This window comes from Sphaerotilus natans (assembly GCF_900156335.1).
In the GTDB taxonomy this organism is placed as follows: Bacteria; Pseudomonadota; Gammaproteobacteria; order Burkholderiales; family Burkholderiaceae_C; genus Sphaerotilus; species Sphaerotilus natans.
Map to the genome: position 1 here is coordinate 231,791 of NZ_FTMZ01000002.1, position 23,116 is coordinate 254,906.

The window sequence follows — 23,116 nt, forward strand, 5'->3', positions numbered from 1 at the left end:
CACAACACCACGCCATGTACGAAAGACTGCAAAGCGTCCTCTCTGTGCTGAACGCCGGAGCCTTGCGGCAGCAGGCGGACTCGATGTTGGCCGACATGGGAGTAGACGAACATGCATACCTGCAGCTGACTGACCATTACCTAAGCCACATCGAAGGAATAGCTCAGGCCCTGCGCGACGTATGTCCCGACGGTGATACCTACGAGCTGCCCCAGAGCTTGGCCAACGCTTGGCTGGAGCTGCGGCTGATCTGGAATCGCTGCAACCAGCAAATGCAGTACCAGAACATGCAGGACGGCGCCTCGCCGGGCCTGATGGTCGCGGGCTCCCTGATCGGGCAGCTGTTGGACAACCTTCGTCCGTTCCTAGATGTAGACAGTCTGCTGCTGGTGGACAAGATCGGCACCGATCTTTATGAAACCGCGCGCCGCGCCAGCGAGCAGAACAGGCGCCTGCTCGAACGCATGAGCCGCGCTAGCGATGGGGCCAACCGCGCCGTCGAGTCCCTGCTGATGGCACTGGAACAGGTCCAGCAACAGCTACAGGCCCCCGAGGTTCGGCGCGAACTCGACAAGGCCGTGGAGGTGGTGGTGGAGGAGATCGAGCGCGCCTTGGTCCTGACCGGAGAAGACATAGGCGCGGCACTTGAGGCACGTCTGCTGAAGGCGCTGGACGGCTCCGCCCTGCGTGTTCTGCCGCAGCTACAGGGTTTTGACAACAAGACCTGCATGCAGCCTGACGTGGCAAGGTTGCTGGTGGACCTGAGCGAAGAATGGGCGCTGGCCCTGAAAGAGCAAGCACTGAACCACAGCGTCGAAGAGCGCATTACAGACCACCAGACAGCCTTCGTGACACTGAAAGTCCAGATCAGCGTAGACGCCAATGACCTGATCCTGACTTTCGACGACGACGGTGACGGCACGGTGGTGTACGCGCGCAACCGGCCCTCGGATGCGGTGCACAACGTCCGCCTGAACCTGGTGCAAGAAGAAGGGCGCGGACGACGGCTGGAGGCGCGCTGCAACCTGCGCAAGGTGATCGACTATCTGGTCATCCGATCGCTCGACGACGCCGCGGACGGCTGGCTGGCCGTACCCTTGAGCAACGTGGAATCGATCGAGCAGCGCAGCACCGAGCAGCTACGCATGCGTGGCAACGTGCTCACAGCTCGGGACAGCGGTGAAGTCATCCCCGTGGTAGATGCTGGACTCCTGCTATTCAACGAACACAATGTCCATCAGCAACAAGATGCCTATGTGATCGTACAGCACGACAGAGGTCGCCGCATGGCCCTACGCGTATCCGGCATCGAAGGAACACGTCGGGCTGCGCTGCACGCGGTACCAGAAGGGCTGCACGCCACCCGGCTCCGCGGCTTCATCCAGTCCGAAAGACGGGTGATTGGTGTACTGAATCTGGCAGAAATCGGCCGCATGCAGAGCCGTGCAGCTTGAATCCGGTATGTACACACGCCGATAAAACAACCCATTGTGGTTTTGCTCACCAGACTGCCCACGGCAGCAAGACGATAAAAAATCCACTCCTCCATCTGACGCAGCCCATTCTGCACGGCACAACATGGACCTCCTGGAACAGCCCGCCTCCTTCGCTGACCACCAGGTTCAGCCCTGGCACCAGCAAGCCAGCGCGCTAGCGCGCTTCATAGCTGATCTGGTCGTGGATGAAACATCCTACCTGCGACCAGGTGCTGCAGCCCTGTCAGCCGGACCTTGGCCGCTGGAGACTCCGCTGAACGAGGACGGCCTGGGGCTGGACTCGCTGGAGCGCATGTCCGTGGCAGCCGCACTCAGTCAGACGCTGCATCTGCACGAGAGCAGCGCCGATGAACTGCTGACCGCCCACGCCACCTTCGGCGACTGGCTGCGAATCACCGGGCAGGCGCTGGCGCAGGTGGACGCCCGGCTGACTTTCCGCACATCGGGCAGCAGCGGTCAGCCCAAGCCCTGCACGCACACCCTGGCCGACCTGCAGCAGGAAACCCGCTTCCTCGCACGCCTGTTCACCGGCGCGCATCGCAAACCCCTGCGCCGCGTGCTAACGGCCGTGCCGGCACACCACATCTACGGCTTCCTGTTCACCGTGCTGCTGCCGGTCGAGCTGGGGCACCTGCCGGTGCAAGACGTGCGCAGGGTCACCGTCAACGACCTGCCCCGGCGCATGGCCGCCGGCGACCTGCTGGTGAGCCACCCCGCGCACTGGGCGCTGCTGGCACGTCATGCCAGCGCCTTGCCCGCCGGGGTGATCGGCACCACATCCACGGCCCCCTGCCCGGACGAGACCGCGCAGGCGCTGACGCGTTGCGGCCTGCAGCGGCTGGTGCAGGTGTACGGCAGTTCCGAAACCGCAGGCATCGCATGGCGTGATGCGCCGGCAGCCCACTATGAACTGATGGCTCACTGGACGCGCCCGGACAATCAGGCCCACGATCTGCTGCGCCACTCGGACGCTGGGGACACGCGCGCATTCGCGCTACAAGATGCGTTGAAGTGGCACGGTCCGCGCCACTTCAACGTGATGGGCCGCCTGGATCAGGCGGTGCAGGTGGGTGGCATCAATGTGTTCCCCTCACGGGTGCGCGACGTGCTGCTGCAGCATCCAGAGGTGGCGGACGCCGCCGTGCGACTGATGGCCCTGCAGGATAGCGCCCGGCTCAAGGCCTTTGTCGTGCCCAGGCCCGAGGCCGACATCACCGACCTGACGCAGCGGCTCGACACCTGGCTGGCCCCTCGGCTGAGCGCGGCCGAGCGCCCGCGCGCCTTTGCGCTGGGAAGTGAGCTGCCGCGCAACGCCCAAGGCAAGCTGGCCGACTGGGTGTAACACCCGCCGGCCGATATCAGCCCTGCACTTCCGGCCAGACGGTGTGGAAGAACTGGCCGGCCGGGCGGTCGGTGCGCTCGTAGGTGTGCGCGCCGAAGAAGTCGCGCTGGGCCTGCAGCAGGTTGGCCGGCAGGCGCGCGCTGCGGAAGGCGTCATAGAAGGCCAGCGAGGCCGACATCGCCGGCACCGGCACGCCGGCGAGCATCGCCTGCGCCACCACCCGGCGCCAGGCCGACTGCGCGCCGTTGAGCGCCGACTCGAAGTACGGCGCCAGCATCAGGCTGGCCGGCGCGGGGCCGTCGGCATGGGCCTCGGCGATGCGGTTGAGGAACTGCGCGCGGATGATGCAGCCGCCGCGCCACAGCCGCGCGATCGCGCCCAGGTCGAGGTTCCAGCCGCGCTGCGCGCTCATGGTGCGCATCAGGTCCAGGCCCTGCGCGTAGCTGACGATCTTGCTGGCGTAGAGCGCCTGGCGCAGCAGCTCGACCCACTCGGCCACCGGCAGGTCGATGCGCGCCTCGGGCCCCTGCAGCCGGGTGCTGGCCGCCAGCCGCGTGGCCTTCATCGACGACAGCACGCGCGCGTCCACCGCCGCGCCCATCGTGCTGACCACCACCGCGTTCTGCGCCGCGTTCATCAGCGTCCACTGGCCGGTGCCCTTCTGGCCGGCCTTGTCGAGGATGACATCGACGATCGGCGCGCCGGTGTCGGGATCGCGCTGCGCCAGGATGCGCGCGGTGATCTCGATCAGGTAGCTGCGCAGCTCGCCACGGTTCCATTCCTCGAAGACGGCCGCCATCGTGTCGGTGTCCAGACCGGCGGCCTGCATCAGCGCGTAGGCCTCGCAGATCAGCTGCATGTCGCCGTACTCGATGCCGTTGTGCACCATCTTGACGTAGTGGCCCGCGCCGCCCGGGCCGATGTGCGAGACGCAGGGCTCGCCGTCGACCTTGGCGCTGATGGCCTCGAACATCGGGCGCAGCGCGTCCCAGGCCTCGTCCGGGCCGCCAGGCATGATGGCCGGGCCCTTGCGCGCGCCCTCCTCGCCGCCGGAGACGCCCGCGCCCACGAAGCACAGGCCGGCGGCGGCCAGCTCGGCCGAGCGGCGCTCGGTGTCGGCGAACAGGCTGTTGCCGCCATCGACCAGGATGTCGCCCGGCGCGAGCAGCGGCGCGATCCTGGCGATCACGTCGTCCACCGGCGCGCCGGCGTTGACCATCATCAGCACCTTGCGCGGCGCGGCCAGGCTGGCGACGAAGTCGGCCAGCGACGCGAAGCCGTGCAGCCGCCCGGTGGTGTCATCGGCCACGCTGCGCGTCACCGCCTCGGGCGAGCGGTCATGCAGGCTGACGTCGAAGCCGTGGTCGGCGAGGTTCAGGGCCAGGCTGCGGCCCATCACCCCCAGGCCGATCAGGCCGATGGGATGCTTGGTGGTCATGCGGGAGTCCGGTTCTTTTCGGGAAAACCCTCGATTTTCCATGCAGCCCGCTGTCGACCGGCTGTCAGGGGCTCCCGGGGGGCGGGACGGGTGCGTCAGGGCTATCGACGGGGCGGGCGGGGGACTTGATTTCCGGAAAGGGCAGATGCCGCAGAAGCCCCGCACCGGACACCCCAACGACAAGGGACCGCCGAGGCGGTCCCTTTGATCACCGGTTCTGCGTCAGAACCCCATCAGCCGGCCTCACTCCACCGTCACCGACTTCGCCAGATTGCGCGGCTTGTCGACGTCGGTGCCGCGGGCGCAGGCGGTGTGATACGCCAGCATCTGCAGCGGCACGACGTGCAGGATCGGGCTCAGCGCGCCGTAGTGCTCGGGCATGCGGATGACGTGCACGCCGGGCTCGTTCTCGATGCGGGTGTCGGCGTCGGCGAAGACGAACAGCTCGCCGCCGCGCGCGCGCACTTCCTGCATGTTGCTCTTGAGCTTCTCCAGCAGCTGGTCGTTCGGCGCGACCGTGACCACCGGCATCGAGGCGTCGACCAGCGCCAGCGGGCCGTGCTTGAGCTCGCCGGCCGGGTAGGCCTCGGCGTGGATGTAGCTGATTTCCTTGAGCTTCAAGGCGCCTTCCAGCGCGATCGGGTAGTGGCGGCCACGGCCCAGGAACAGCGCGTTCTGCTTCGGGGTGAACAGCTCGGCCCAGGCGATGATCTGCGGCTCCAGCGCCAGCACCGACTGCACGGCGGCCGGCAGGTGGCGCAGGTTGCGCAGACCGGCTTCCAGGCCGGTCTCAGGGATGGAGCCGCGCTGCTTGGCCAGCACCAGCGTCAGCAGGAACAGCGCGACCAGCTGCGTCGTGAAGGCCTTGGTCGAGGCCACGCCGATCTCGGCGCCGGCGTGCGTGATGAAGGCCAGCTTGCACTCGCGCACCATCGCGCTGGTGCCGACGTTGCAGACGGTCAGCGTGTGCTCCATGCCCAGCGAGCGCGCGTGCTTGAGCGCGGCCAGCGTGTCGGCGGTCTCGCCGCTCTGGCTGATGGTGACGACCAGCGTCTTCGGGTCGGGCACGCTCTCGCGGTAGCGGTACTCGCTGGCGATCTCGACCGCGCACGGGATCTTGGCGATCGACTCCAGCCAGTACTTGGCGGTCAGACCGCTGTAGGAGCTGGTGCCGCAGGCCAGGATCAGCACCTTGTCGATCTGCGAGAACACCTCGGCGGCGCCTTCGCCGAACAGGTCCGGCGTGATCGTCTCGATGCCCTCGAGCGTGTCGGCGATGGCGCGCGGCTGCTCGAAGATCTCCTTCTGCATGTAGTGGCGGTACGGGCCCAGCTCGGCCGCGCCGCTGTGGGCGTTGACGGTCTTGACCGGGCGCTCGACGCGCACGCGCGCGCCGCCTTCGCCCCGGGCGGTGATCCAGTACTTGCCCTGCTGCAGGTCGACCGCGTCGCCCTCTTCCAGATAGATGATCTGGTCGGTCACGCCGGCCAGCGCCATCGCGTCGGAGGCCAGGAAGTTCTCGCCCTGGCCCACGCCCAGCACCAGCGGCGAGCCCTCGCGCGCGCCGACGACGCGCTGCGGCTCGTCCTGGCAGAAGACGGCGATCGCGTAGGCGCCCTTCAGGCGCGGCAGCGCGGCCTCGACCGCGGCGAACAGGTCGCCGTCGTACAGCGAGTCGACCAGGTGCGCGATGACCTCGGTGTCGGTCTGGCTGAGGAACTCGTAGCCACGGCCCTTGAGCTCGTCGCGCAGCTCGTCGTGGTTCTCGATGATGCCGTTGTGCACCAGCGCGATGCGGCCGGCGCGTGCGCTCTTGGCGTCCGTGCCCGGGCCGTGCGAGAAGTGCGGGTGGGCGTTGTGCACCGCCGGCACGCCGTGCGTGGCCCAGCGGGTGTGCGCGATGCCGATCAGGCCCTCGACGCCTTCCTGCGCGACCTGGGCGTCCAGCTCGGCCACCCGCGAGGTGCTGCGGGTGCGGCGCAGACCGCCCCCCTGGTGCACCGCGACGCCGCAGGAGTCATAGCCGCGGTACTCGAGCCGCTGCAGACCCTGGATCAGGATGGGAACGATGTTGCGCTGACTGACCGCGCCGACGATGCCGCACATGGGTGGTTTCCCTTGGAAAGTGGAAGCAGGCCCGCATGGTAGGCAGAGATCCGTGAAATGAATGAGCAAAAAATTATCTTTTTTGCTCGAAAACATCTCATTGCAAATGCAACGCAATAAGATGCCATACAAAAGCATTTCTTGAGGATTTTTTGCATGCCAACCCCCATCCCGGTGGACACCATCGACCTGAAGCTGCTCGACGAGCTGCAGCGCGACGCGTCACGCTCGAACCAGGCGATCGCCGAGGCGGTGCATGTCTCGGCCGCGACCAGCCTGCGCCGCGTCAAGCGGCTGACCGATGCGGGGGTCATCGAGCGCACGGTGGCCATCCTGTCGCCCGAAGCGCTCGGCCACGGCCTGACCGCGATCGTCGAGATCACGCTCGACCGCCAGGCCATCGACCGCATCGAGGCCTTCGAGGCGCGCGCGGTGGCCGAGCCCGGCGTGCAGCAGTGCTACCGCACCCAGGGCGGCCCGGACTTCGTGCTGATCGCGCAGGTCGCAGACATGCCCGCCTACCAGGCCCTGGCGCAGCGCCTGTTCACCAGCGACGTGAACGTGCGCAACGTGCGCTGCTTCTTCAGCGTGCACCGCGCCAAGAGCGGCCTGCAGATCACGCTGCCGTCGAAGCCGCGCGACTGACTCAGCGCCCGCGCAGCCGCGCCAGCCAGCCCTGCGGCGGCCGCGCCGCCCGCTCGCGCGCCAGCCAGGCATCGTAGACCGCACGCCGGGCCGGATCGCTCAGCACCGCATGCGCCAGCCGGCGGTCGTCGGCGCGGCGCTGCGCGGAGCGGGCCTCGTCGGCCGCACCCGCGCTGGCGGCCTGCGGCTTGAGACGCTCGGCAGGAGGAAGCGGCGGCAGCAGATCGGCCGAGACCCGGTGCCAGGCGATCTCGATTTCCGCCTCGGTGCAGTCCTCGGCCAGACCGAGGCGCTGATAGTGGGTAGGCTCGAACGGCAGGCCGGCACCGGTGGCGATCGCCGCAGCCGGCGCGCTGGAAGGCGCGGCAGCCGGCGCGGTCGCCGTGCCGGTCAGGCTGTGCCACAGCCCGCCCAGTCCGCGCCCACCGCCCGCCGACGGGTTCATTTCTTCGCCTTGACCGGGCGGGCCCAGCCGCCGATGCCGATCTGCTTGCCGCGCGCGACCGCCAGCTCGCCGGCGCCGACGTTCTTCGTGATCGTCGAGCCGCCGCCGACGGTGGCGCCGGCGCCGACGGTGATCGGCGCTACCAGCACGCAGTTCGAGCCGATGTGCACGTCGCTCTCGATCACCGTGCGGTGCTTGTTGGCGCCGTCGTAGTTGGCGGTGATGCTGCCGGCGCCGTAGTTGACGCGCTCGCCCACGGTGGCGTCGCCCAGGTAGGCCAGGTGATTGGCCTTGGCGCCGTCGGCCAGCGTCGAGTTCTTGACCTCGACGAAGTTGCCGATGTGGACCTCGCGGCCCAGCTTGGCACCGGGACGCAGCCGCGCGAACGGCCCGACCAGCGCGCCTTCGCCGACCACGGCGCCGGCGGCCTCGCCATCGATGCAGGTGAAGGGATGAATGACCGCGCCGGCGGCGATGCGGGCATTGCGGATCACGCAGTTGGCGCCGATCTGCACATCGTCGCCCAGCTCGACCATGCCCTCGAAGACGCAGTTGACGTCGATGGCGACATCGCGGCCGGTGCGCAGCGTGCCGCGCAGGTCGAAGCGCGCCGGGTCCATCAGCCGCACGCCGGCCTCCATCAGCGCCTCAGCCTGCTCGCGCTGGAAGCGGCGCTCGAGGTCGGCGAGCTGCACCGGGCTGTTCACGCCCAGCACCTCGGTCTCGCCGGTGGCCTGGGTCGCCACGACCGGCACGCCGTCGGCCACCGCCATCGCGACGATGTCGGTCAGGTAGTACTCCTTCTGGGCGTTGTCGTTCTTCAGGTTGGCGAGCCAGCGCTTCAGGTGCGCGGTCGGCGCGGCCATCATGCCGGTGTAGCCCTCGCGGATCTGGCGCTGCTCGGGGCTGGCGTCCTTGTGCTCGACGATGGCGCGCACTGCCTCGCCTTCGCGCACGATGCGGCCGTAGCCGGTCGGGTCAGCCAGCACGACCGTCAGCAGCACCAGGCGCTCGCCGGCGCAGGCCTGGATCAGCGCCCGGGCGGTTTCCGCCTTGACCAGCGGCACGTCGCCGTTCAGGATCAGCGTAGTACCCGACTCCGGCAGCTCCGGCACCGCCTGCTGCACCGCGTGGCCGGTGCCGAGCTGCGGCTCCTGGCGCACGAAGGCCAGCGGCGCGTCGGGCAGCGCGCGGCGCATGGCCTGCTCGACCTGCTCGGCCCCGTGGCCGGTCACGGTGATCAGCCGCTCCGCCCCCAGGCCGATGCCGGTCTCGAGGACATGCTGCAATAGGGGCCGACCGGCCAGCGGGTGCAGCACCTTCGGGCGGGCAGACTTCATCCGCGTGCCCTTGCCAGCGGCCATGATCACAACATCGAGCGACATGCGCAGATCCTCTCTCAAGCGTGTTCCGTGTGTTCCGGACGGTGTGGAATCGCGGATTATCCGGATTGGCATGGCACTGGCGCGACTTCCGCGCCTTAAGGGCGTCAAGTGGCCGCGACTCCTGCCGGTTTTGGCGCTGACGCTGCTGCTGGGCGCCTGCAGCAGCGTCGGTCTGGCCTACCGGCAGGCCGACACGCTGGCCTGGTGGTGGCTGGACCGTCGCCTCGACTTCGACGACACGCAGGCGCCGCGGGTGCGCCAGGCGCTGACGCAGTGGCTGGACTGGCATCGCCGCCATCCGCTGGCCCTGGCCGAGGATGTCGCGCTGATCGAGGAGATCGCGCGCGAGGCCGGCGCCGACACCCGGCCCGAGCGGCTGTGCCGCTGGGCGCAGCAGCTGCGCGAGCGTCAGCATCTGCACCTGCAGACACTGGCCGGCGGCGCGATGGCCGATGTGCTGGCCGGGCTGAGCGAGGCGCAGCTGCGCCACCTGCAGCAGGCGCTCGACGAGGACAACCGCGACTGGCGCGAGCGCTTCCTGCGCGGCGACGCCGACCAGCGCCAGCGCGCCTCGCGCGAGCGCTTCATCGACCGCGCCGAGACCGTCTACGGCCGGCTGGATGCGGCGCAGCGCCGGCTGGTGGCCGACAGGCTGCGCGCATCGCCCTGGGATGCGGCGCGCTGGCAGCTCGAGCGCGAGCGCCAGCAGCGCGACCTGATCGAGACACTGCAGGCGCTGCGCACGCTGCAGGCGCCGGAGCGCGAGCGCCGCGCCGCGCTGCTGCAGGCCTGGGCCCGGCGCACGCTCGAGCCGGACGATCCGCAGGCGCGCCAGTACCGCGAGCAGCTGCAGCGTTTCCAGTGCGAGCTGATCGCCGAGCTGCACAACCGCACCGACGCCGGTCAGCGCCGCGAGGCCGCCACACGGCTGCAGGGCTGGGCCCGCGACCTGCGCGCGGCCGGTGCCGCCACCGCTACGGCAGCTGGATCGTGACGCGCCGCGTGCCCGCCGGCAGGTCCGGGAAGCCCTGCAGGCCGGCCTCGAACATCAGCGGCAGCAGATCGAGGCTGGTGTGGCGCGCCTCATGCTCGATGCGGATCTCGACCAGGCGCTCGCGGCTGGCGCGGTCGACCAGCAGCATCAGCAGCTGCTGGCGCTCGTGCACATCCTGCCAGCCGAAGCCGGCGCCGAAGCCTACGCCGGTGCCGATCACGACCGAGCCATGAATGCGACGGTCTGGCGGCGGCGGCGCGCGTCGCACCGGCGCGAAGGGCCCCGGCCAGGGATCGGCAAAGGGTGACAGCACCCGGCTGAAGCGGCTGTCGAGCTGCACCAGCACATCGGCCTGGGCCGGCGTGGCCACGGCCACGAAGCCGACCCGCTCCAGCGCCTGCGCCGCCGCCTGCTCCAGCTGCTGCTGCGCGGCCGCATCGGCCTGCTGCGAGGGCAGCCGGTCGAAGGCGTACGTCCCGGCCCGACGGCCGGCCGGCCACGCGCCGAAGCTCGCCACATCGACGACGCTCTGCTTCAGCAGCGTGCAGCCGGGCAGCAGCGCGGCCAGCGGCACCAGCGCGGCCAGCGCCAGCAGGCGTCGGCGTCCGGGCCGGGCGCCCGCGTCGTTCGAAGGGGCAGGCATCGGCAGTCTCCTCGGATCAGTCCTGAGCGGGCAGGAAGGGCGACGACGGGCTCAGCGTGCGGCGCAGCGCCTCCAGCGAGATGGCGGCCTCAGCCGGCAGCCCGGCCTCGGCGGCGGCCGGCGTCGCGCAGACGTCGTCGTCCTCCTCGTCGTCGTGGTCGAAGGCCTTGTCGCCCAGCGGGTTGGCCTCGCCGGTCGGGCGGATGGTCTCGAAGGGGAAGAGCTTGCGGTCCATCAGGTGCGAGGGCACGACGTGGCTGAAGGCGCGGTGCATGTTGTCGATGCGGCCCGGAAACTTCTGGTCCCACTCGCGCAGCATCTTCTTCACCTGCACGCGCTGCAGGTTCTCCTGGCTGCCGCACAGCGTGCACGGGATGATCGGGAACTGGCGGTGCGCAGCCCAGCGCTCGATGTCGGTCTCGGCGACATAGGCCAGCGGGCGGATCACGGTGTGCTTGCCATCGTCGCTCACCAGCTTCGGCGGCATGCCCTTCAGGCGCCCCTGGAAGAACAGGTTCAGGAAGACGGTGCCGAGGAAGTCGTCGCGGTGGTGGCCCAGCGCGATCTTGTTGGCGCCGAGCTCGCCGGCGACGCGGTACAGGATGCCCCGGCGCAGCCGCGAGCACAGGCTGCACATCGTGTCGCCCTCGGGGATGACGCGCTTGACCACCGAGTAGGTGTCCTGGTTCTCGATGTGGAAGTCGACGCCGCGGCTCTTCAGGTAGGCCGGCAGCACGTCGGCCGGGAAGCCCGGCTGCTTCTGGTCGAGGTTGACCGCGACGATCGAGAAGTTGATCGGCGCGCGCTGCTGCAGGTTCAGCAGGATGTCGAGCAGCGAGTAGCTGTCCTTGCCGCCCGAGAGGCAGACCATGACCCGGTCTCCCTCCTCGATCATGTTGTAGTCGGTGATCGCCTGGCCGACCTGGCGGTGCAGGCGCTTGGACAGCTTGTTGATCTCGTGCGCGGCGCGGCGCTCGGCCTCGGTGGGCGGCGCGGCAGAGGTCGGGACGGAGGTGGGTTCGGAGGTCTGCATGATGGGCGGAATTGTCGGTCCAAGCGCATCACCCCGGACAGGCCGATGGCGAGCGGCTGTCACAGGCCCGCCACGGCGGCGCGCTAGCGTGCGGCGAATCCTCCCTGCCCGACGAGCCCGACCGATGAGCCTGACCCCGACCGATGACGAGCTGATGCGCCGCCTGCACCGCGACCTGCGCGACGACCTCGACGAGGAGATCGAGCTGGAGTTCGAGGATCGCCATCTCGACGCGCTGGCCGCCGCCGAAGGCCGGCCGAGCACCGATGGCGACGCGCAGTCGCGCCAGCTCTACTTCCGCGAGCTGCTGCGCCTGCAGGCCGAGCTGGTGCGGCTGCAGGACTGGGTGGTGGCGACGAGGCACAAGGTCGTCATCCTGTTCGAGGGCCGCGACGCCGCCGGCAAGGGCGGCGTGATCAAGCGCATCACCCAGCGCCTGAATCCACGGGTCTGCCGGGTCGCCGCGCTGCCGGCGCCCAACGACCGCGAGCGCACGCAGTGGTATTTCCAGCGCTATGTCTCGCACCTGCCCGCCGGCGGCGAGATCGTGCTGTTCGACCGTTCCTGGTACAACCGCGCCGGCGTCGAGCGCGTCATGGGCTTCTGCACCGACGACCAGTACGAGGAGTTCTTCCGCTCCGCGCCGGAGTTCGAGCGCATGCTGGTGCGCTCGGGCATCCAGGTCATCAAGTACTGGTTCTCGATCTCGGACGACGAGCAGCGTGTGCGCTTCCTGGCGCGCATCCACGATCCGCTCAAGCAGTGGAAGCTCAGCCCGATGGACCTGGAGTCGCGCCGGCGCTGGGAAGACTACACCCGCGCCAAGGAGGTGATGCTCGAGCGCACCCACATCCCGGAGGCACCGTGGTGGATCGTCGCCGCCGACGACAAGAAGCGCGCGCGGCTGAACTGCATCCATCACCTGCTCGGCCAGATGCCCTACCAGGAGGTCGAGCAGCCGCTGATCGCGCTGCCCGAGCGCGAGCGCCACGAGGACTACACCCGCAATCCGGTCGCGCCGGAGCTGTTCGTGCCCGAGGTCTACTGAGCGGGGGCGGACACGCCGGTCCGCCTCACCACTGCCCGGTCTCGATGCGGATGGCCACCTCGCAGTCGTCGAAGATCTCCAGCTTGGCGATCTTCACTCGCACGCCCAGCACGCCGGGCAGGTCCATCAGCCGCGCGGCGACCTTGCCGATCAGGCTTTCGAGCAGGTTGACGTGCCGGGCGGTGCATTCCTCGATGACGATGGCGCGCACGCGGCGGTAGTCGAGCACATGGGTGAGGTCGTCGTCGCGCGGATGCAGCGGCTGGCTGCCGAGGTTGAGCTCGACATCGACCGCGATCGGCTGGGGCGCCTCCTTCTCGTGCTCGAGCACGCCCAGGTTGGCGTCGAAGCGCAGGCCGGTGAGCGTCAGGATCTGGGTGCCGCGGGTGGTGGACATGGAAAAGGCTCGAGTTCCTACAATCGGCGGGTGAATGCCGCCTCCTCCCCCAGTGTAGCCAGCGACGCGCTGGCCCTCCTCATCGCCGACGAGATCCGCCGCAGCGGCGGCTGGATCGGCTTCGAGCGCTTCATGGCGCTGGCGCTGTACCAGCCGGGACTGGGCTACTACAGCGGCGGCGACCGCCAGTTCGGCGCCCTGCCCGCCTCGGGCAGCGACTTCGTGACCGCGCCGGAGCTCTCCGGGCTGTTCGGCCGCGCGGTGGCGCGCCAGCTCGCGCAGGCGCTCGAGGCCACCGGCACCGCCGAGCTGTGGGAATTCGGCGCCGGCTCCGGCGCGCTGGCCGCGCAGCTGCTGGAGGCCCTGGGCGAGCGCATCCAGCGCTACACCATCGTCGACCTGTCGGGCACGCTGCGCGAGCGCCAGCGCCAGACCTGCGCCGCGCGGGTGCCGCAGCATCTGGACAAGCTGCACTGGGCCGACGCGCTGCCCGCGCGCTTCGAGGGCGTGGTGATCGGCAACGAGGTGCTCGACGCGATGCCGGTCATGCTGCTGCACTGGGACGGCGCGCAGTGGCTGGAGCGCGGCGTGGCGCTGGACGCGCAGGGCGGCTTCGCCTGGTCCGACCGGCCGACGACCGAGCACCCGCCGGTCGAGGGCCCCTTCCTGCCCGGCACCGTCACCGAGCTGCCGCGCCAGGCCAGCGGCTTCATCCGCACGCTGGCGGCGCAGCTCGCGCGCGGCGCGGCCTTCTTCCTCGACTACGGCTTCCCCGAGCACGAGTTCTATCACCCGCAGCGCACCAGCGGCACGCTGATGTGCCACCGCGGCCACCAGGCCGACGCCGATCCGCTGGTCGATGTCGGCCGCAAGGACCTGACGGCGCATGTGGACTTCACCGCGGTGGCGCTGGCCGGGCAGGACGCCGGGCTGGAGGTGCTGGGCTACACCTCGCAGGCGCGCTTCCTGTTCAACTGCGGCCTGCTCGCCGACCTGGAGGGCGCCGACCTGCGCGAGCGCGCGATGGCGCAGAAGCTCGTCACCGAGCACGAGATGGGCGAGCTGTTCAAGGTGGTCGGCTTCGTCACGCCGGCCGAACTGTTCGATCCGATCGGCTTCGCCGCGGGCGACCGCAGCCACACGCTCTGAGCGGACCGCCCCGATGCGCTGGCTGATCGTCTTCGTGCTGACCTGCCTGGTCTGGAACGGCCTGCAGCCCTGGCTGGAACGCATCGGCCTGGGCCGGGTGCCGGGCGACTTCAGCGTGCGCATCGGCCGCCGGCGCTGGCACTTTCCGCTCGGCTCGAGCCTGCTGATCACGCTGGTCGGGCTGGCGCTGGCTCGCTGGCTGTAGCCGACGCCGGACCCGGCCGCCGGGCTCAGTGCCCGAACACGTCGGCGTCGAGCATGCCCTGATCCGGGCGGTCCAGGCCGTCGAGCAGGGCCATCTCGGCCGCGTCGAGCTCGAAGCCCGACAGGTCGAGGTTCTGGCGCTGACGGCGCGGGTCGGCCGACTTCGGCGCTGCCGCGAAGCCGTGCTGGAGCTGCCAGCGCAGCACCACCTGGCCGGTCGTGCGGCCGTGACGCTCGGCGATCGCGGCGATGGCCGGGTCCTCGAGCATCGCGCCGGCGCGGCCCAGCGGGCTCCAGGCCTCGGTGACGATGCCGCGCTCGCGGTGCAGCGCCTCCAGGTCCGGGCGGCGGTGGTAGGGGTCGAGCTGGATCTGGTTGACCTGCGGCACCAGACCTCGCGCGAACAGGTCCGCCAGATGGTGCGCCTTGAAGTTGGACACGCCCACCGCGCGCACCTTGCCCGTCTCGCGCAGCGCCAGCAGGCCTTCGAAGGCCTCGACATATCGGCCCTGCTGCGGGTTGGGCCAGTGGATCAGCAGCAGGTCGATGTACTCGAGGCCAAGCCGGCGCAGATTGCCCTCGCAGGCGGTGCGCACGCCCTCCCGGCTGTGCCACTGGCGCTGGAACTTGGTGGTGACGAAGACCCGCTCGCGCGGCACGCCGCTGGCGCGCAGGCCCTGGCCGACGGCCTCCTCGTTCTCGTAGGCCTCGGCGGTGTCGATGTGCCGGTAGCCGATCTCCAGGGCCGAGGCCACCGCGCGGGCCGCCTCGTCGCCCCGCATCGGCCAGGTGCCCAGCGCGATCAGGGGCATCTCGACGCCGTCGGACAAGGAAACGGTCGGCGACGGGGAAACAGCGGAAAGGCTCATGGTCCGGGCATCCTCAAGACAAAGGCGGCCAGCGTAGCGCGCGGCGCCGGGCGACGGCCTCGGCCGTCGGGATGGCCCGCCCGGCGGCGGTGACTTTGCGATTTCCAGCAACCTCAGCGACGCAGGTCCGGCGGCAGGTTGAACGGCGTGATCACCTCGACCCCGGAGCGCAGCGCGGCGCGGTCGCGCGGCATCACGCCATGGGCCTGCATCAGCAGCCGGCAGGCGGTGTCCAAGTCGTGATCGAGGTCGTGGTGCAGCACCGCCGAGAGCCGCTGCTGACGCAACAACGCGCGGTTGTCCTCGTCCAGGTCATGGCCCACGAACGCGCCGCAGACGCGCCCGGCCCAGTCGAAGGCCTCCAGGATCGCCGCGTTGGCGCCACCCACCGAGTAGACCGCGCTCACCCGGTCATGCGCGACCAGCAGACGACGCACGCCGGCCACGGTGGGCGCGTGCAGGCCCTGGCCGTCGTCGAGCAGATGCACACGGCTGCGCGGGGCCTGCAGGCCGAGCGCCTCGACGAAGGCCTCGATGCGCTCGATCTCGCCGCGAAAGCGCGGCCCGCTGCTCGACAGCAGCACCTCCCCGCCCGCCACGCGCAGCCAGGGCGCCATCAGCCAGGCGGCCGTCCGGCCCGCGGCGCGGTTGTCCAGGCCGACGTAGGCGCTGCAGGCCGATCCGGGCAGATCGGTCACCAGCGCCAGCACCGGAATGCCTCTGGCCTGCAGCCCTGCCACCGCCTCGCGCACCGCGGCGGTGTCCGGCCCCTTGAGCAGCACGCCCTGGCTGCCGCAGCGTCCCAAGGCATCGAGCCGCTCGGCCAGCGCCCCATGCGGCCAAGTCTCGGCCAGATGCTCACGGGCCCGGAAGACCGCCGGCTGGGCCCGCTGCATCGCGCCGTCCAGCGCAGTCCGCACCAGGCGCGAAAAGCGCAGCGGCGCCTCCATCACCAGATCGATCAGGAAGCGCCGACCGCGGCGCGCGAGCTGTTGACGCTGACGCTCAAGCTCGGCTCGGGCCTGCAGGACGCGGTCGCGCGTCACCGTGCGCGTGCCCGGCCGCCCATGCAGCACGCGGTCGACGGTGGCCAGGCTCACGCCGGCCTGCAGCGCGATCTCCTTCAGCGAAACGACATGGGTCATCCGGTCTCCTGGGGCCATGCCCGTGCGCAGCATCGCACCACCTTGGCGCCTGGGGCAAGTCACCGGCCCGGCCGCTGAGGTGTCGCTGAGGTGTCTGGGCGGCCAGCACCGCGCACGACCTTCCTAGACTGGCTGCAAACGGGCGCCCCTCGCCGCCCGATCCACAGGAGACACGACCATGACCCCGTCCTCGTCCGCCCGCTGGCTGCGCAGCACCGAGGCCCGCCTCGAGGATCTGCAGGCGGTGCTGGCCTCGCGCACCGATCCGGCCGGCTGCCCACGGGCCGCCGACCTCGTGCGCGAGGTGCCGATCTATGACAGCGCCGCACTGCGCCGCCACCTGGCCGAGGCCCCCACGCAGCGCGAGGCGCTGATGGCCGAATGGGCCTGGGTCTGGGAAGACGGCCCCGGCATCCTGGTGATCCGGGGCGCGTTCGGGCCCGCCGAGGTGCTCGATCCGGTGACCGCCTGCTTCGAGTCGCTGATCCGTCAGGAGCGGGCCGCCGGCCCAGGCAGCGACCACTTCGCCGCCGCCGGCGCCAACGACCGGGTCTGGAATGCGCTCGAGAAGCTCTGCCTGATGGACCCGGAGGCCTTCGCGCGCTACTACGCCAGCGACATGCTGGACCTGGCCGCCGAGGCCTGGCTGGGGCCGGGCTGGCAGCTGACCTCCCAGATCAACAACGTGCGCCCCGGCGGTGCGGCCCAGATGCCCCACCGCGACTACCACCTCGGCTTCATGACGACCGCGCAGGCCGAGCGCTACCCCGCACATGTCCATCGCCTCTCGCCGATGCTGACGCTGCAGGGGGCGGTGGCACACGTCGACATGCCGATCGAGAGCGGCCCGACGCTCTACCTGCCGCATTCCCAGAAGTTCGCACACGGCTATCTGGTGGCAGGGCGGACCGATGTCCAGGCCTGCTTCGAGGCCCACCAGGTCCAGTTGCCGCTGGCGCGAGGCGATGCGGTGTTCTTCAATCCGGCGCTGCTGCACGCGGCCGGCGCCAATCGATCGACCGACATTCAGCGCCTGGCCAACCTGCTGCAGATCTCCTCGCCCTTCGGACGGGCGATGGAGACGGTCGACCGCCAGCGCATGACGCAGGCGCTCCATCCGGTCCTGCGTCGGCTGCGTGAGCAGGGCTGGAGCGAGGCCGCGCTGGCGCGGGTCATCGCCGCGAGTGCCGAGGGCTACGCCTTTCCGACCAATCTGGACCGCGACCCGCCCCGCGCAGGCCTGGCGCCAGACAGCGTGCAGCAGGTGGTGCGCCGGGCGCTGGCGGAAGACTGGGCCGAAGATCGGCTGGCCCAGCAGCTCGACACGATGGCAGCCCGGCGCCTGAGCTGAGCCCGGCAGCGGCCCTCAGCCGCCCTCGGGCAGCGCCGCAGCCACCGCTGCGATGCGCGCCTGCTGCAGCGCCTGGCCGATCGCCGGGCCCTTCAGGCCACGCGCCAGCGCCTCGGCGCTGACGGCGCCCGAGTCGACCGCCCGCGCCGCCGCCAGCGCCGTGCGCAGCCGGTCGGCCTGCGGATAGGGTCGATTCTCGAAGCCGAGCCGGCCGCGTGCGTCGCACTCGCAGGCCTGCAGCGCCTGCTCGAAGCGCTCGGGCCGGCGCCAGGCGTCGCAGCGGTCGAAGAGCCGCACCAGCGCCTCCGCGCCGAAGCCGGCGCTGGCGTGCAGGTTGCCGTGCTCGCGCGCGACCAGCTCGGCCAGCTCGCGGCACTCGACCGGCACGCGCAGCCGCGCCGCCAGCGGCCCGAGCAGCTTCACGCTGCGCCCCTCGTGGCCGAGGTGGCGCGGCAGGATGTCGGCCGGCGTCGTGGCCTTGCCCAGGTCGTGCGCCAGGCAGGCGAAGCGCACCGGCAGCGCGGTGCCCAGGCGCTCGGCCATGTCCAGCACCATCATCAGGTGCACGCCGGTGTCGATCTCCGGGTGGTAGTCGGCGCGCTGCGGCACGCCGAACATCGCATCCACCTCGGGCAGCAGCCGCGCCAGCGCGCCGCAGTCGCGCAGCACCTCGATCATGCGCGAGGGCCGCGCCTCCATCAGCCCGCGCGCGAGCTCCTGCCAGACGCGCTCGGGCACCAGCGCGTCGACCTCGCCGGCCTCGACCATCGTGCGGCACAGCGCCAGCGTCTCCGGCGCGACCGAGAAGTCGGCGAAGCGCGCCGCGAAGCGCGCCAGCCGCAGGATGCGCACCGGATCCTCGGCGAAGGCCGGCCCGACATGGCGCAGCACCCGCGCCGCGAGGTCGGCCTGACCGCCCCAGGGATCGACCAGCGTGCCGTCCGCGTCCTGCGCCATCGCGTTGATGGTCAGGTCGCGGCGCGAGAGGTCGTCCTCCAGCGTCACCTCCGGCCCGGTGCGGAAGACGAAGCCGTGGTAGCCGGGACCGGTCTTGCGCTCGGTGCGCGCCAGCGCGTATTCCTCGTGGGTGCGCGGATGCAGGAAGACCGGAAAGTCGCGGCCGACCGGCAGGTAGCCGGCCGCGCCCATGGCCTCGGGCGTGGCACCGACCACCACCCAGTCCCGATCGCCCGACGGGCGCCCCAGCAGGCGGTCACGCACCGCCCCTCCAACCAGAAACACGTTCATGCAACCATTCTCGCCGCCGTCGCCACCCGAGGCGAGATCCGAGGCCCCCGATGGATTGATCAATTTCAGCCAACCGGAACGCGGGATTTCCATTCCCTTGAGTGCAGGGTGTATCAAGCATCACACAAGTCCTACCCATGACCCGGGGATGGTACGCACCTGTAGCGAGATGCTTCAATAATCACCAAACACTTCGCCGTACCAATTGTGAGCGTCAGTCGATTGCCGGGTCGGCGCAGCGTGATGGGAGAAGCAGTCATGTCCGCAACCTCGAAACCGCAGCGCTGGCGCACCGCCCTGGTCGGCGCCGCGCTGGCCTGTGCCGGCGCCGCCGCGCAGGCGGCCTACACCGAGCAGGAAGCCCTGGGCGGCGATCCGAACGACGCGATCTCGATCCCCCAGGACCTGGGCACGCTGAGCAACGGCGGCCTGCTGCAGGTCGACGGCTCGCGCCTGACCACCACCGACGGCGGCAGCTCCTCCGACTTCTACAGCTTCACGCTGGCCGAGCAGATGTGGGTCACTTTCACGCTGACCCCGGACCGCGCCAGCGCCATGCCGGTGCTGGGCCTGTTCCAGGGCAGCTCGGTGGCCACCGGCACGCTGGCCTCGGCGACCGATGACGACGCCGGCGACGGCGTCAGCCGCCTGACCTTCAACATGAACCTGTCGGCCGGCACCTACTACACCGCGGTCATGGGCTACCGCGCGCACTGGTGGGACTTCGACGGCGGCGGCGATGCCGGCTGGGACTACCGCCTGAAGCTGAGCGGCTGGACGCCGGCCGCACCGGTGCCGGAAGCCTCGACGCTGGCGATGATGATGGCCGGCCTGGGCCTGCTGGGCCTGGCCAGCCGCCGGCGCCGCAACGCGGCCTGATCCGGCTCGGCGCCCCTGCCCCTCCGTCATGCCCGCGAAAGCGGGCACCCACGAGGGACAGGAGGCTGAGGTCCGCGTGGGTCCTCGCCTTCGCGAGGATGACGGGGGAGAGAGGCGGAAGACGACCGTTGACGCCGCACTCGGCCTCAGCGCCGGGCTGAGCGGCGCCGGTCGGCATCCGTGAGGCCGGCCTGCAGGATCGGCGCCATCACCGCGCCCACGCCAGCGGGCCGGATGCCCAGCGACTCCAGCCCCGGCCGGCGGCCGGTGGCGACATTGGGTACCTTCATCGAATCGATGTTGTCGCCCGACATCAGCGGCTCGCCCGGCAGCAGGCCCAGCGCGGCCGCCTGCAGCCGGCCAGCCCAGTCGGGCAGCGGCAGCACCAGGCGCTCGTGACCGCTCCAGCGCCCGGACAGGCGCACCAGCTGCGCCAGCGTGCAGACCTCCGGGCCGGCGCACTCGATCACCTGGCCGACCGTCGCCCGGTCGAGCAGGCAGCGCACCAGGGCTGCGGCCACATCCTCGACCCAGACCGGCTGGAAGCGCGCGTTCGCGCCGGCCAGCGCCATCACCGGCGCCAGCGCCTGCAGCCGCGCGAACAGGCGGATGAAGCGGTCGTCGGCCCCGAAGATCACGCTCGGACGCAGGATCGTCAGCTCAAGGCCAGCCGCGCTGCGCAGCACCTGCTCGCCGGCGGCCTTGCTGCGCAGGTAGCGCGACGGGGCCGACTGCGGATCGCCCTCGGGCACGCCCAGCGCGCTGACATGGATCAGCCGCGGCACGCCCGCACGCAGGCAGGCCGCGGCAATGCGCTGCGGCAGCACGACATGGGCCGCCTCGAACTGCGCGGCGCTGCCGTGCAGGATGGCCACCAGATTGACCACCGCATCGGCGCCCTGCATCAGGCGCTCGAGCGTGGCCGGATCATGCACGTCGGCGGCGACACGCTGCACCGTCGGCAGCGTCGCCAGCGCGGCGCCCCGGCTCGGGCGGCGGCTCGGCACGACGATGGTGCAGCCGGCGGCGGCGGGCTCGGCCGCCCAGCGGGCCGCCAGCGAGCGGCCGACAAAACCGGTTCCGCCCAGGATCAGCAGCTTGCGAAAGGCCATGGCAAAAAGTCCTCGGAAAGCATCGGCGGGATCGGTCAGGGCAGCTGGCGGTTCTCCGCCGGCGCCTCGGCCGGACGCGGGCCGATGGCCGGCTGCAGGCGCGGCTTGAGCGTGACCTGCGCGCGCCCGGCCATCAGCGCGCCGTAGTAGCTGGCGTTCGACAGCACCTTCTTCACATAGTCGCGGGTTTCGGTGAAGGGAATGTTCTCGGCCCAGGCGGCCACTTCCATGACCGGGCCTTCGCGCCAGCGCCGCGGCCGGTTCGGGCCGGCGTTGTAGCCGGCCGCCGCCAGCGCCTGCGAGCCGCCGAAGTCGTCGAGCACCAGCTTCAGGTAACCGGTGCCGAGCTTCAGGTTGGTCGACTTGTCGGCGATCTGTGCATCGGTGTAGGGCATGCCCAGGCGGCGGGCGGTCCAGCGCGCGGTGGCCGGCATGACCTGCATCAGGCCGGAGGCTCCCACACCGGAGCGCGCATCGGTCACGAAGCGCGACTCCTGACGGATCAGGCCGTAGACATAGGCCGGATCGACGCCGACCTCGCGCGCAGCGGCCAGCACGTCCTCGCGGAAGGGCGTGGGAAAGCGCTGCGCCATGTCGACTTCCTGACGGGTGCGCTCGCTGGTGTTGATGCAGCGGTCCCAGACCGCGTTGTCGCAGGCGTGCTGGGCGGCGGCCAGCAGCTGGCGGTCGCTCATGCCGCGCAGCGAGAAGTTCCACTCGCGCACGCCCTCGCTGCGCAGGCCCAGGCCGATCATCGCCAGCGCCCGGTCCAGGCCGGGATGGCGCACCGCCTGGGCACGCTCCTCGGCGGAGAGCGGTGCCGGACGGGCGGGCAGCTGCTGCGGCCGGCCCAGGTCCTCGGCGGCGAGCTTGCCGTAGAAGCTGTACTGGCCGGCGATGCGCTCGAGCAGCGCAGCGGCGCCCGGCTGAGCGGTGGCCTGCAGCGCACGCGCCTTCCAGTAGATCCAGGCGTCGTCGGCCTGCGCGGTGCGGCTCATCGCGTCGATCGCCTCGAGGATGCGGCTCCAGCGGCCGGCATCCTCGCTGCGCAGCGCGACGCGCACCCGCCAGGCCAGGGATTCGTCGTTCCACTCGACCTCGCGCTCGGCCAGACCGGCACGGCGGAACCAGCCGTCGGCCTCGGGCATCAGCTTCATCGCTGCCTGGCGCGCGACCACGCCCCAGGCCCAGGACTGCGCCTCGGCCGGCAGCTGCGCCTGCCAGCGCGACTGCAGCTCGGTGGCGGCCAGCGCCGGATCGGTCGCGGCCAGCCGCGCCAGCGCCATCAGCGTCAGCTCCAGACCCGGACGGGTGCCGACATCGGCACGCCGGGCCAGGAAGCGCTGCGGCTGCTCAAGGATCTCGCCGAGCGCCGAGCTGTCCTGATCGAGCAGGCTCAGCGCCTGGCGCGCGGCGGCCGTGCGCTTGGCCTCGGCCGCCTGGCGGGCCTTGAGCCAGACGTCGGCCGGGCTGAACTGGCGAGCCTCCAGCAGCGCGGCCACCAGCAGCGTGCAGCCGTCGCCACCGTCGCGCTGCGCGAACCAGGCGCTGCGGGCGGCCGCGCGCACGTCCTCGCCGGCCTGGTGGCGCAGCAGCAGCGCATAGCAGCTCACCTCGCGGTCGTCGTTCATCCGGAAGCGCGGATGATCGACGGCGAAGTTGCGCCAGTCGCGCCGACGGCCCAGCTCCAGCAGCCAGTCGTTGCGCAGCCGGTCTTCCACATAGCTGCCCGGCCAGCGGGCGTAGAAGGCCTCCAGCTCGGGCTGCGTGGCCTCGGCCAGGCGCAGGTTCAGATCCCAGTAGTCGGCCCACATCGCCAGCGGGTGTCCCGCCTCGACCAGCGCGTCGCGGTGCGCCCGCAGCCGGGCGCGGTCGCGCTTGCGCCAGGCCTCGCGCGCCTGCGACAGACGCTCGTCGAGCTGGCGCATCGGCGCGGTGCGGGTCGACAGGGACGTCTCGACGATGCCGGTGGCGTCGGTCGTCTGGGCGGTGCAGGCCAGGGGCAGCAGCGGCAGGATCGCGGCGGCGAGCAGCGCGCCCACCGCGCCGCAGCGCAAGGAGAAGGGTCGTGTCATGAGGGAGGGCCGGGAGCGGCTGCAGGGAAATCCAGTGTAGGCCAGGCCCCAAACACGAGGCCCGTGCCGGGTTGCCGCGGTGCGTCAAAGCCACGCACAATCCGACGACCCG

General features: G+C 70.8%; 21 protein-coding genes. 9 read left to right on the forward strand and 12 right to left on the reverse strand.

Annotated features, from left to right (window positions below; translation table 11 throughout):
- Nucleotides 1-14: 14 nt before the first annotated feature.
- Nucleotides 15-1,454, forward strand: a complete 1,440-nt coding sequence (locus BW996_RS02795; protein ID WP_037485667.1) for a chemotaxis protein CheW — start codon at nt 15-17, stop codon at nt 1,452-1,454.
- 124 nt (nt 1,455-1,578) lie between these two features.
- A complete protein-coding gene (locus BW996_RS02800) occupies nt 1,579-2,838 on the forward strand; it encodes an AMP-binding protein (protein ID WP_051632290.1) in 1,260 nt (419 codons plus the stop codon).
- Nucleotides 2,839-2,854: 16 nt separating this feature from the next.
- Here BW996_RS02800 and gnd read toward each other — a convergent pair whose 3' ends face one another.
- Nucleotides 2,855-4,276: a decarboxylating NADP(+)-dependent phosphogluconate dehydrogenase gene (gnd, locus tag BW996_RS02805; protein ID WP_076458559.1), complete on the reverse strand. Its 1,422-nt coding sequence runs from the start codon at nt 4,274-4,276 to the stop codon at nt 2,855-2,857.
- A 243-nt stretch (nt 4,277-4,519) separates the two neighbouring features.
- Entirely contained in the window at nt 4,520-6,382 is a 1,863-nt protein-coding gene (gene glmS / locus BW996_RS02810) for a glutamine--fructose-6-phosphate transaminase (isomerizing) (RefSeq protein WP_037479929.1), read from the reverse strand.
- Nucleotides 6,383-6,538: 156 nt separating this feature from the next.
- Between glmS and BW996_RS02815 the strand changes: the two genes are divergently transcribed.
- The gene (locus BW996_RS02815) at nt 6,539-7,027 is read left to right on the forward strand and encodes an Lrp/AsnC family transcriptional regulator (RefSeq protein WP_037479926.1); all 489 of its coding nucleotides are present in this window, start codon (nt 6,539-6,541) and stop codon (nt 7,025-7,027) included.
- Nucleotide 7,028: 1 nt separating this feature from the next.
- On the opposite strand, the gene BW996_RS02820 is transcribed toward BW996_RS02815, so the two are convergent.
- Both BW996_RS02820 and glmU read right to left on the reverse strand, forming a co-directional pair.
- The gene (locus BW996_RS02820; protein ID WP_037479924.1) at nt 7,029-7,472 is read right to left on the reverse strand and encodes a hypothetical protein; all 444 of its coding nucleotides are present in this window, start codon (nt 7,470-7,472) and stop codon (nt 7,029-7,031) included.
- Nucleotides 7,469-8,857 (reverse strand): bifunctional UDP-N-acetylglucosamine diphosphorylase/glucosamine-1-phosphate N-acetyltransferase GlmU, encoded by a 1,389-nt coding sequence (gene glmU, locus BW996_RS02825; RefSeq protein ID WP_037479921.1) that lies wholly within the window; start codon nt 8,855-8,857, stop codon nt 7,469-7,471. Before glmU ends, BW996_RS02820 begins: the two co-directional genes overlap by 4 nt.
- Before the next feature lie 130 nt (nt 8,858-8,987).
- Between glmU and BW996_RS02830 the strand changes: the two genes are divergently transcribed.
- Nucleotides 8,988-9,851, forward strand: coding sequence for a DUF6279 family lipoprotein (locus tag BW996_RS02830; protein ID WP_051631735.1), 864 nt, complete (start codon nt 8,988-8,990; stop codon nt 9,849-9,851).
- Here BW996_RS02830 and BW996_RS02835 read toward each other — a convergent pair.
- Both BW996_RS02835 and ttcA read right to left on the reverse strand, forming a co-directional pair.
- Nucleotides 9,832-10,494: a DUF4136 domain-containing protein gene (locus tag BW996_RS02835; protein WP_051631733.1), complete on the reverse strand. Its 663-nt coding sequence runs from the start codon at nt 10,492-10,494 to the stop codon at nt 9,832-9,834. The genes BW996_RS02830 and BW996_RS02835 overlap by 20 nt on opposite strands.
- Nucleotides 10,495-10,510: 16 nt before the next feature.
- Entirely contained in the window at nt 10,511-11,527 is a 1,017-nt protein-coding gene (ttcA, locus tag BW996_RS02840; protein ID WP_051631731.1) for a tRNA 2-thiocytidine(32) synthetase TtcA, read from the reverse strand.
- 124 nt (nt 11,528-11,651) lie between these two features.
- Between ttcA and ppk2 the strand changes: the two genes are divergently transcribed.
- Nucleotides 11,652-12,575 carry a polyphosphate kinase 2 gene (gene ppk2 / locus BW996_RS02845; RefSeq protein WP_037479917.1) on the forward strand — a complete coding sequence of 308 codons (924 nt, stop codon included), beginning with the start codon at nt 11,652-11,654 and terminating at the stop codon, nt 12,573-12,575.
- A gap of 25 nt (nt 12,576-12,600) precedes the next feature.
- Here ppk2 and BW996_RS02850 read toward each other — a convergent pair whose 3' ends face one another.
- Complete coding sequence (locus tag BW996_RS02850) at nt 12,601-12,972, reverse strand: dihydroneopterin aldolase (protein ID WP_037479914.1); 372 nt, start codon at nt 12,970-12,972, stop codon at nt 12,601-12,603.
- Between the two features lie 30 nt (nt 12,973-13,002).
- On the opposite strand from BW996_RS02850, the gene BW996_RS02855 reads away from it, so the two are divergent.
- Both BW996_RS02855 and BW996_RS02860 read left to right on the forward strand, forming a co-directional pair.
- Nucleotides 13,003-14,121, forward strand: a complete 1,119-nt coding sequence (locus BW996_RS02855; RefSeq protein ID WP_037479911.1) for a class I SAM-dependent methyltransferase — start codon at nt 13,003-13,005, stop codon at nt 14,119-14,121.
- 13 nt (nt 14,122-14,134) lie between these two features.
- Nucleotides 14,135-14,326, forward strand: a complete 192-nt coding sequence (locus BW996_RS02860) for a DUF2905 domain-containing protein (protein WP_037479908.1) — start codon at nt 14,135-14,137, stop codon at nt 14,324-14,326.
- A gap of 25 nt (nt 14,327-14,351) precedes the next feature.
- Here BW996_RS02860 and BW996_RS02865 read toward each other — a convergent pair whose 3' ends face one another.
- Complete coding sequence (locus tag BW996_RS02865; RefSeq protein ID WP_037479904.1) at nt 14,352-15,194, reverse strand: aldo/keto reductase; 843 nt, start codon at nt 15,192-15,194, stop codon at nt 14,352-14,354.
- A gap of 113 nt (nt 15,195-15,307) precedes the next feature.
- Nucleotides 15,308-16,339: a LacI family DNA-binding transcriptional regulator gene (locus BW996_RS02870; protein WP_037479901.1), complete on the reverse strand. Its 1,032-nt coding sequence runs from the start codon at nt 16,337-16,339 to the stop codon at nt 15,308-15,310.
- Nucleotides 16,340-16,517: 178 nt separating this feature from the next.
- On the opposite strand from BW996_RS02870, the gene BW996_RS02875 reads away from it, so the two are divergent.
- A complete protein-coding gene (locus tag BW996_RS02875) occupies nt 16,518-17,690 on the forward strand; it encodes a phytanoyl-CoA dioxygenase family protein (RefSeq protein WP_037479898.1) in 1,173 nt (390 codons plus the stop codon).
- A 15-nt stretch (nt 17,691-17,705) separates the two neighbouring features.
- On the opposite strand, the gene BW996_RS02880 is transcribed toward BW996_RS02875, so the two are convergent.
- Nucleotides 17,706-18,938, reverse strand: coding sequence for a multifunctional CCA addition/repair protein (locus tag BW996_RS02880; RefSeq protein WP_037479895.1), 1,233 nt, complete (start codon nt 18,936-18,938; stop codon nt 17,706-17,708).
- Nucleotides 18,939-19,196: 258 nt separating this feature from the next.
- On the opposite strand from BW996_RS02880, the gene BW996_RS22000 reads away from it, so the two are divergent.
- On the forward strand, nt 19,197-19,817 hold the full coding sequence (locus BW996_RS22000) for a PEP-CTERM sorting domain-containing protein (protein ID WP_037479892.1): 621 nt from the start codon (nt 19,197-19,199) through the stop codon (nt 19,815-19,817).
- 146 nt (nt 19,818-19,963) lie between these two features.
- Here BW996_RS22000 and BW996_RS02890 read toward each other — a convergent pair whose 3' ends face one another.
- Nucleotides 19,964-20,929 (reverse strand): complex I NDUFA9 subunit family protein, encoded by a 966-nt coding sequence (locus BW996_RS02890; protein ID WP_037479889.1) that lies wholly within the window; start codon nt 20,927-20,929, stop codon nt 19,964-19,966.
- A 35-nt stretch (nt 20,930-20,964) separates the two neighbouring features.
- Nucleotides 20,965-23,004, reverse strand: a complete 2,040-nt coding sequence (locus BW996_RS02895) for a lytic transglycosylase domain-containing protein (protein WP_081838017.1) — start codon at nt 23,002-23,004, stop codon at nt 20,965-20,967.
- Between the last annotated feature and the right edge of the window lie 112 nt (nt 23,005-23,116).

Excerpts from the sequence above, each read along its gene's own strand:
- BW996_RS02860 (WP_037479908.1), top strand. The coding sequence starts at position 14,135 with ATGCGCTGGCTGATCGTCTTCGTGCTGACCTGCCTGGTCTGGAACGGC.
- BW996_RS02835 (WP_051631733.1), bottom strand. The coding sequence starts at position 10,494 with ATGCCTGCCCCTTCGAACGACGCGGGCGCCCGGCCCGGACGCCGACGC.
- BW996_RS02795 (WP_037485667.1), top strand. The coding sequence starts at position 15 with ATGTACGAAAGACTGCAAAGCGTCCTCTCTGTGCTGAACGCCGGAGCC.
- glmS (WP_037479929.1), bottom strand. The coding sequence starts at position 6,382 with ATGTGCGGCATCGTCGGCGCGGTCAGTCAGCGCAACATCGTTCCCATC.
- BW996_RS02875 (WP_037479898.1), top strand. The coding sequence starts at position 16,518 with ATGACCCCGTCCTCGTCCGCCCGCTGGCTGCGCAGCACCGAGGCCCGC.
- BW996_RS02870 (WP_037479901.1), bottom strand. The coding sequence starts at position 16,339 with ATGACCCATGTCGTTTCGCTGAAGGAGATCGCGCTGCAGGCCGGCGTG.
- glmU (WP_037479921.1), bottom strand. The coding sequence starts at position 8,857 with ATGTCGCTCGATGTTGTGATCATGGCCGCTGGCAAGGGCACGCGGATG.
- BW996_RS02880 (WP_037479895.1), bottom strand. The coding sequence starts at position 18,938 with ATGAACGTGTTTCTGGTTGGAGGGGCGGTGCGTGACCGCCTGCTGGGG.
- BW996_RS02850 (WP_037479914.1), bottom strand. The coding sequence starts at position 12,972 with ATGTCCACCACCCGCGGCACCCAGATCCTGACGCTCACCGGCCTGCGC.
- BW996_RS02890 (WP_037479889.1), bottom strand. The coding sequence starts at position 20,929 with ATGGCCTTTCGCAAGCTGCTGATCCTGGGCGGAACCGGTTTTGTCGGC.
- BW996_RS02895 (WP_081838017.1), bottom strand. The coding sequence starts at position 23,004 with ATGACACGACCCTTCTCCTTGCGCTGCGGCGCGGTGGGCGCGCTGCTC.
- BW996_RS02865 (WP_037479904.1), bottom strand. The coding sequence starts at position 15,194 with ATGAGCCTTTCCGCTGTTTCCCCGTCGCCGACCGTTTCCTTGTCCGAC.
- ppk2 (WP_037479917.1), top strand. The coding sequence starts at position 11,652 with ATGAGCCTGACCCCGACCGATGACGAGCTGATGCGCCGCCTGCACCGC.
- BW996_RS02820 (WP_037479924.1), bottom strand. The coding sequence starts at position 7,472 with ATGAACCCGTCGGCGGGCGGTGGGCGCGGACTGGGCGGGCTGTGGCAC.
- BW996_RS02815 (WP_037479926.1), top strand. The coding sequence starts at position 6,539 with ATGCCAACCCCCATCCCGGTGGACACCATCGACCTGAAGCTGCTCGAC.
- ttcA (WP_051631731.1), bottom strand. The coding sequence starts at position 11,527 with ATGCAGACCTCCGAACCCACCTCCGTCCCGACCTCTGCCGCGCCGCCC.
- BW996_RS02800 (WP_051632290.1), top strand. The coding sequence starts at position 1,579 with ATGGACCTCCTGGAACAGCCCGCCTCCTTCGCTGACCACCAGGTTCAG.
- BW996_RS22000 (WP_037479892.1), top strand. The coding sequence starts at position 19,197 with ATGTCCGCAACCTCGAAACCGCAGCGCTGGCGCACCGCCCTGGTCGGC.
- gnd (WP_076458559.1), bottom strand. The coding sequence starts at position 4,276 with ATGACCACCAAGCATCCCATCGGCCTGATCGGCCTGGGGGTGATGGGC.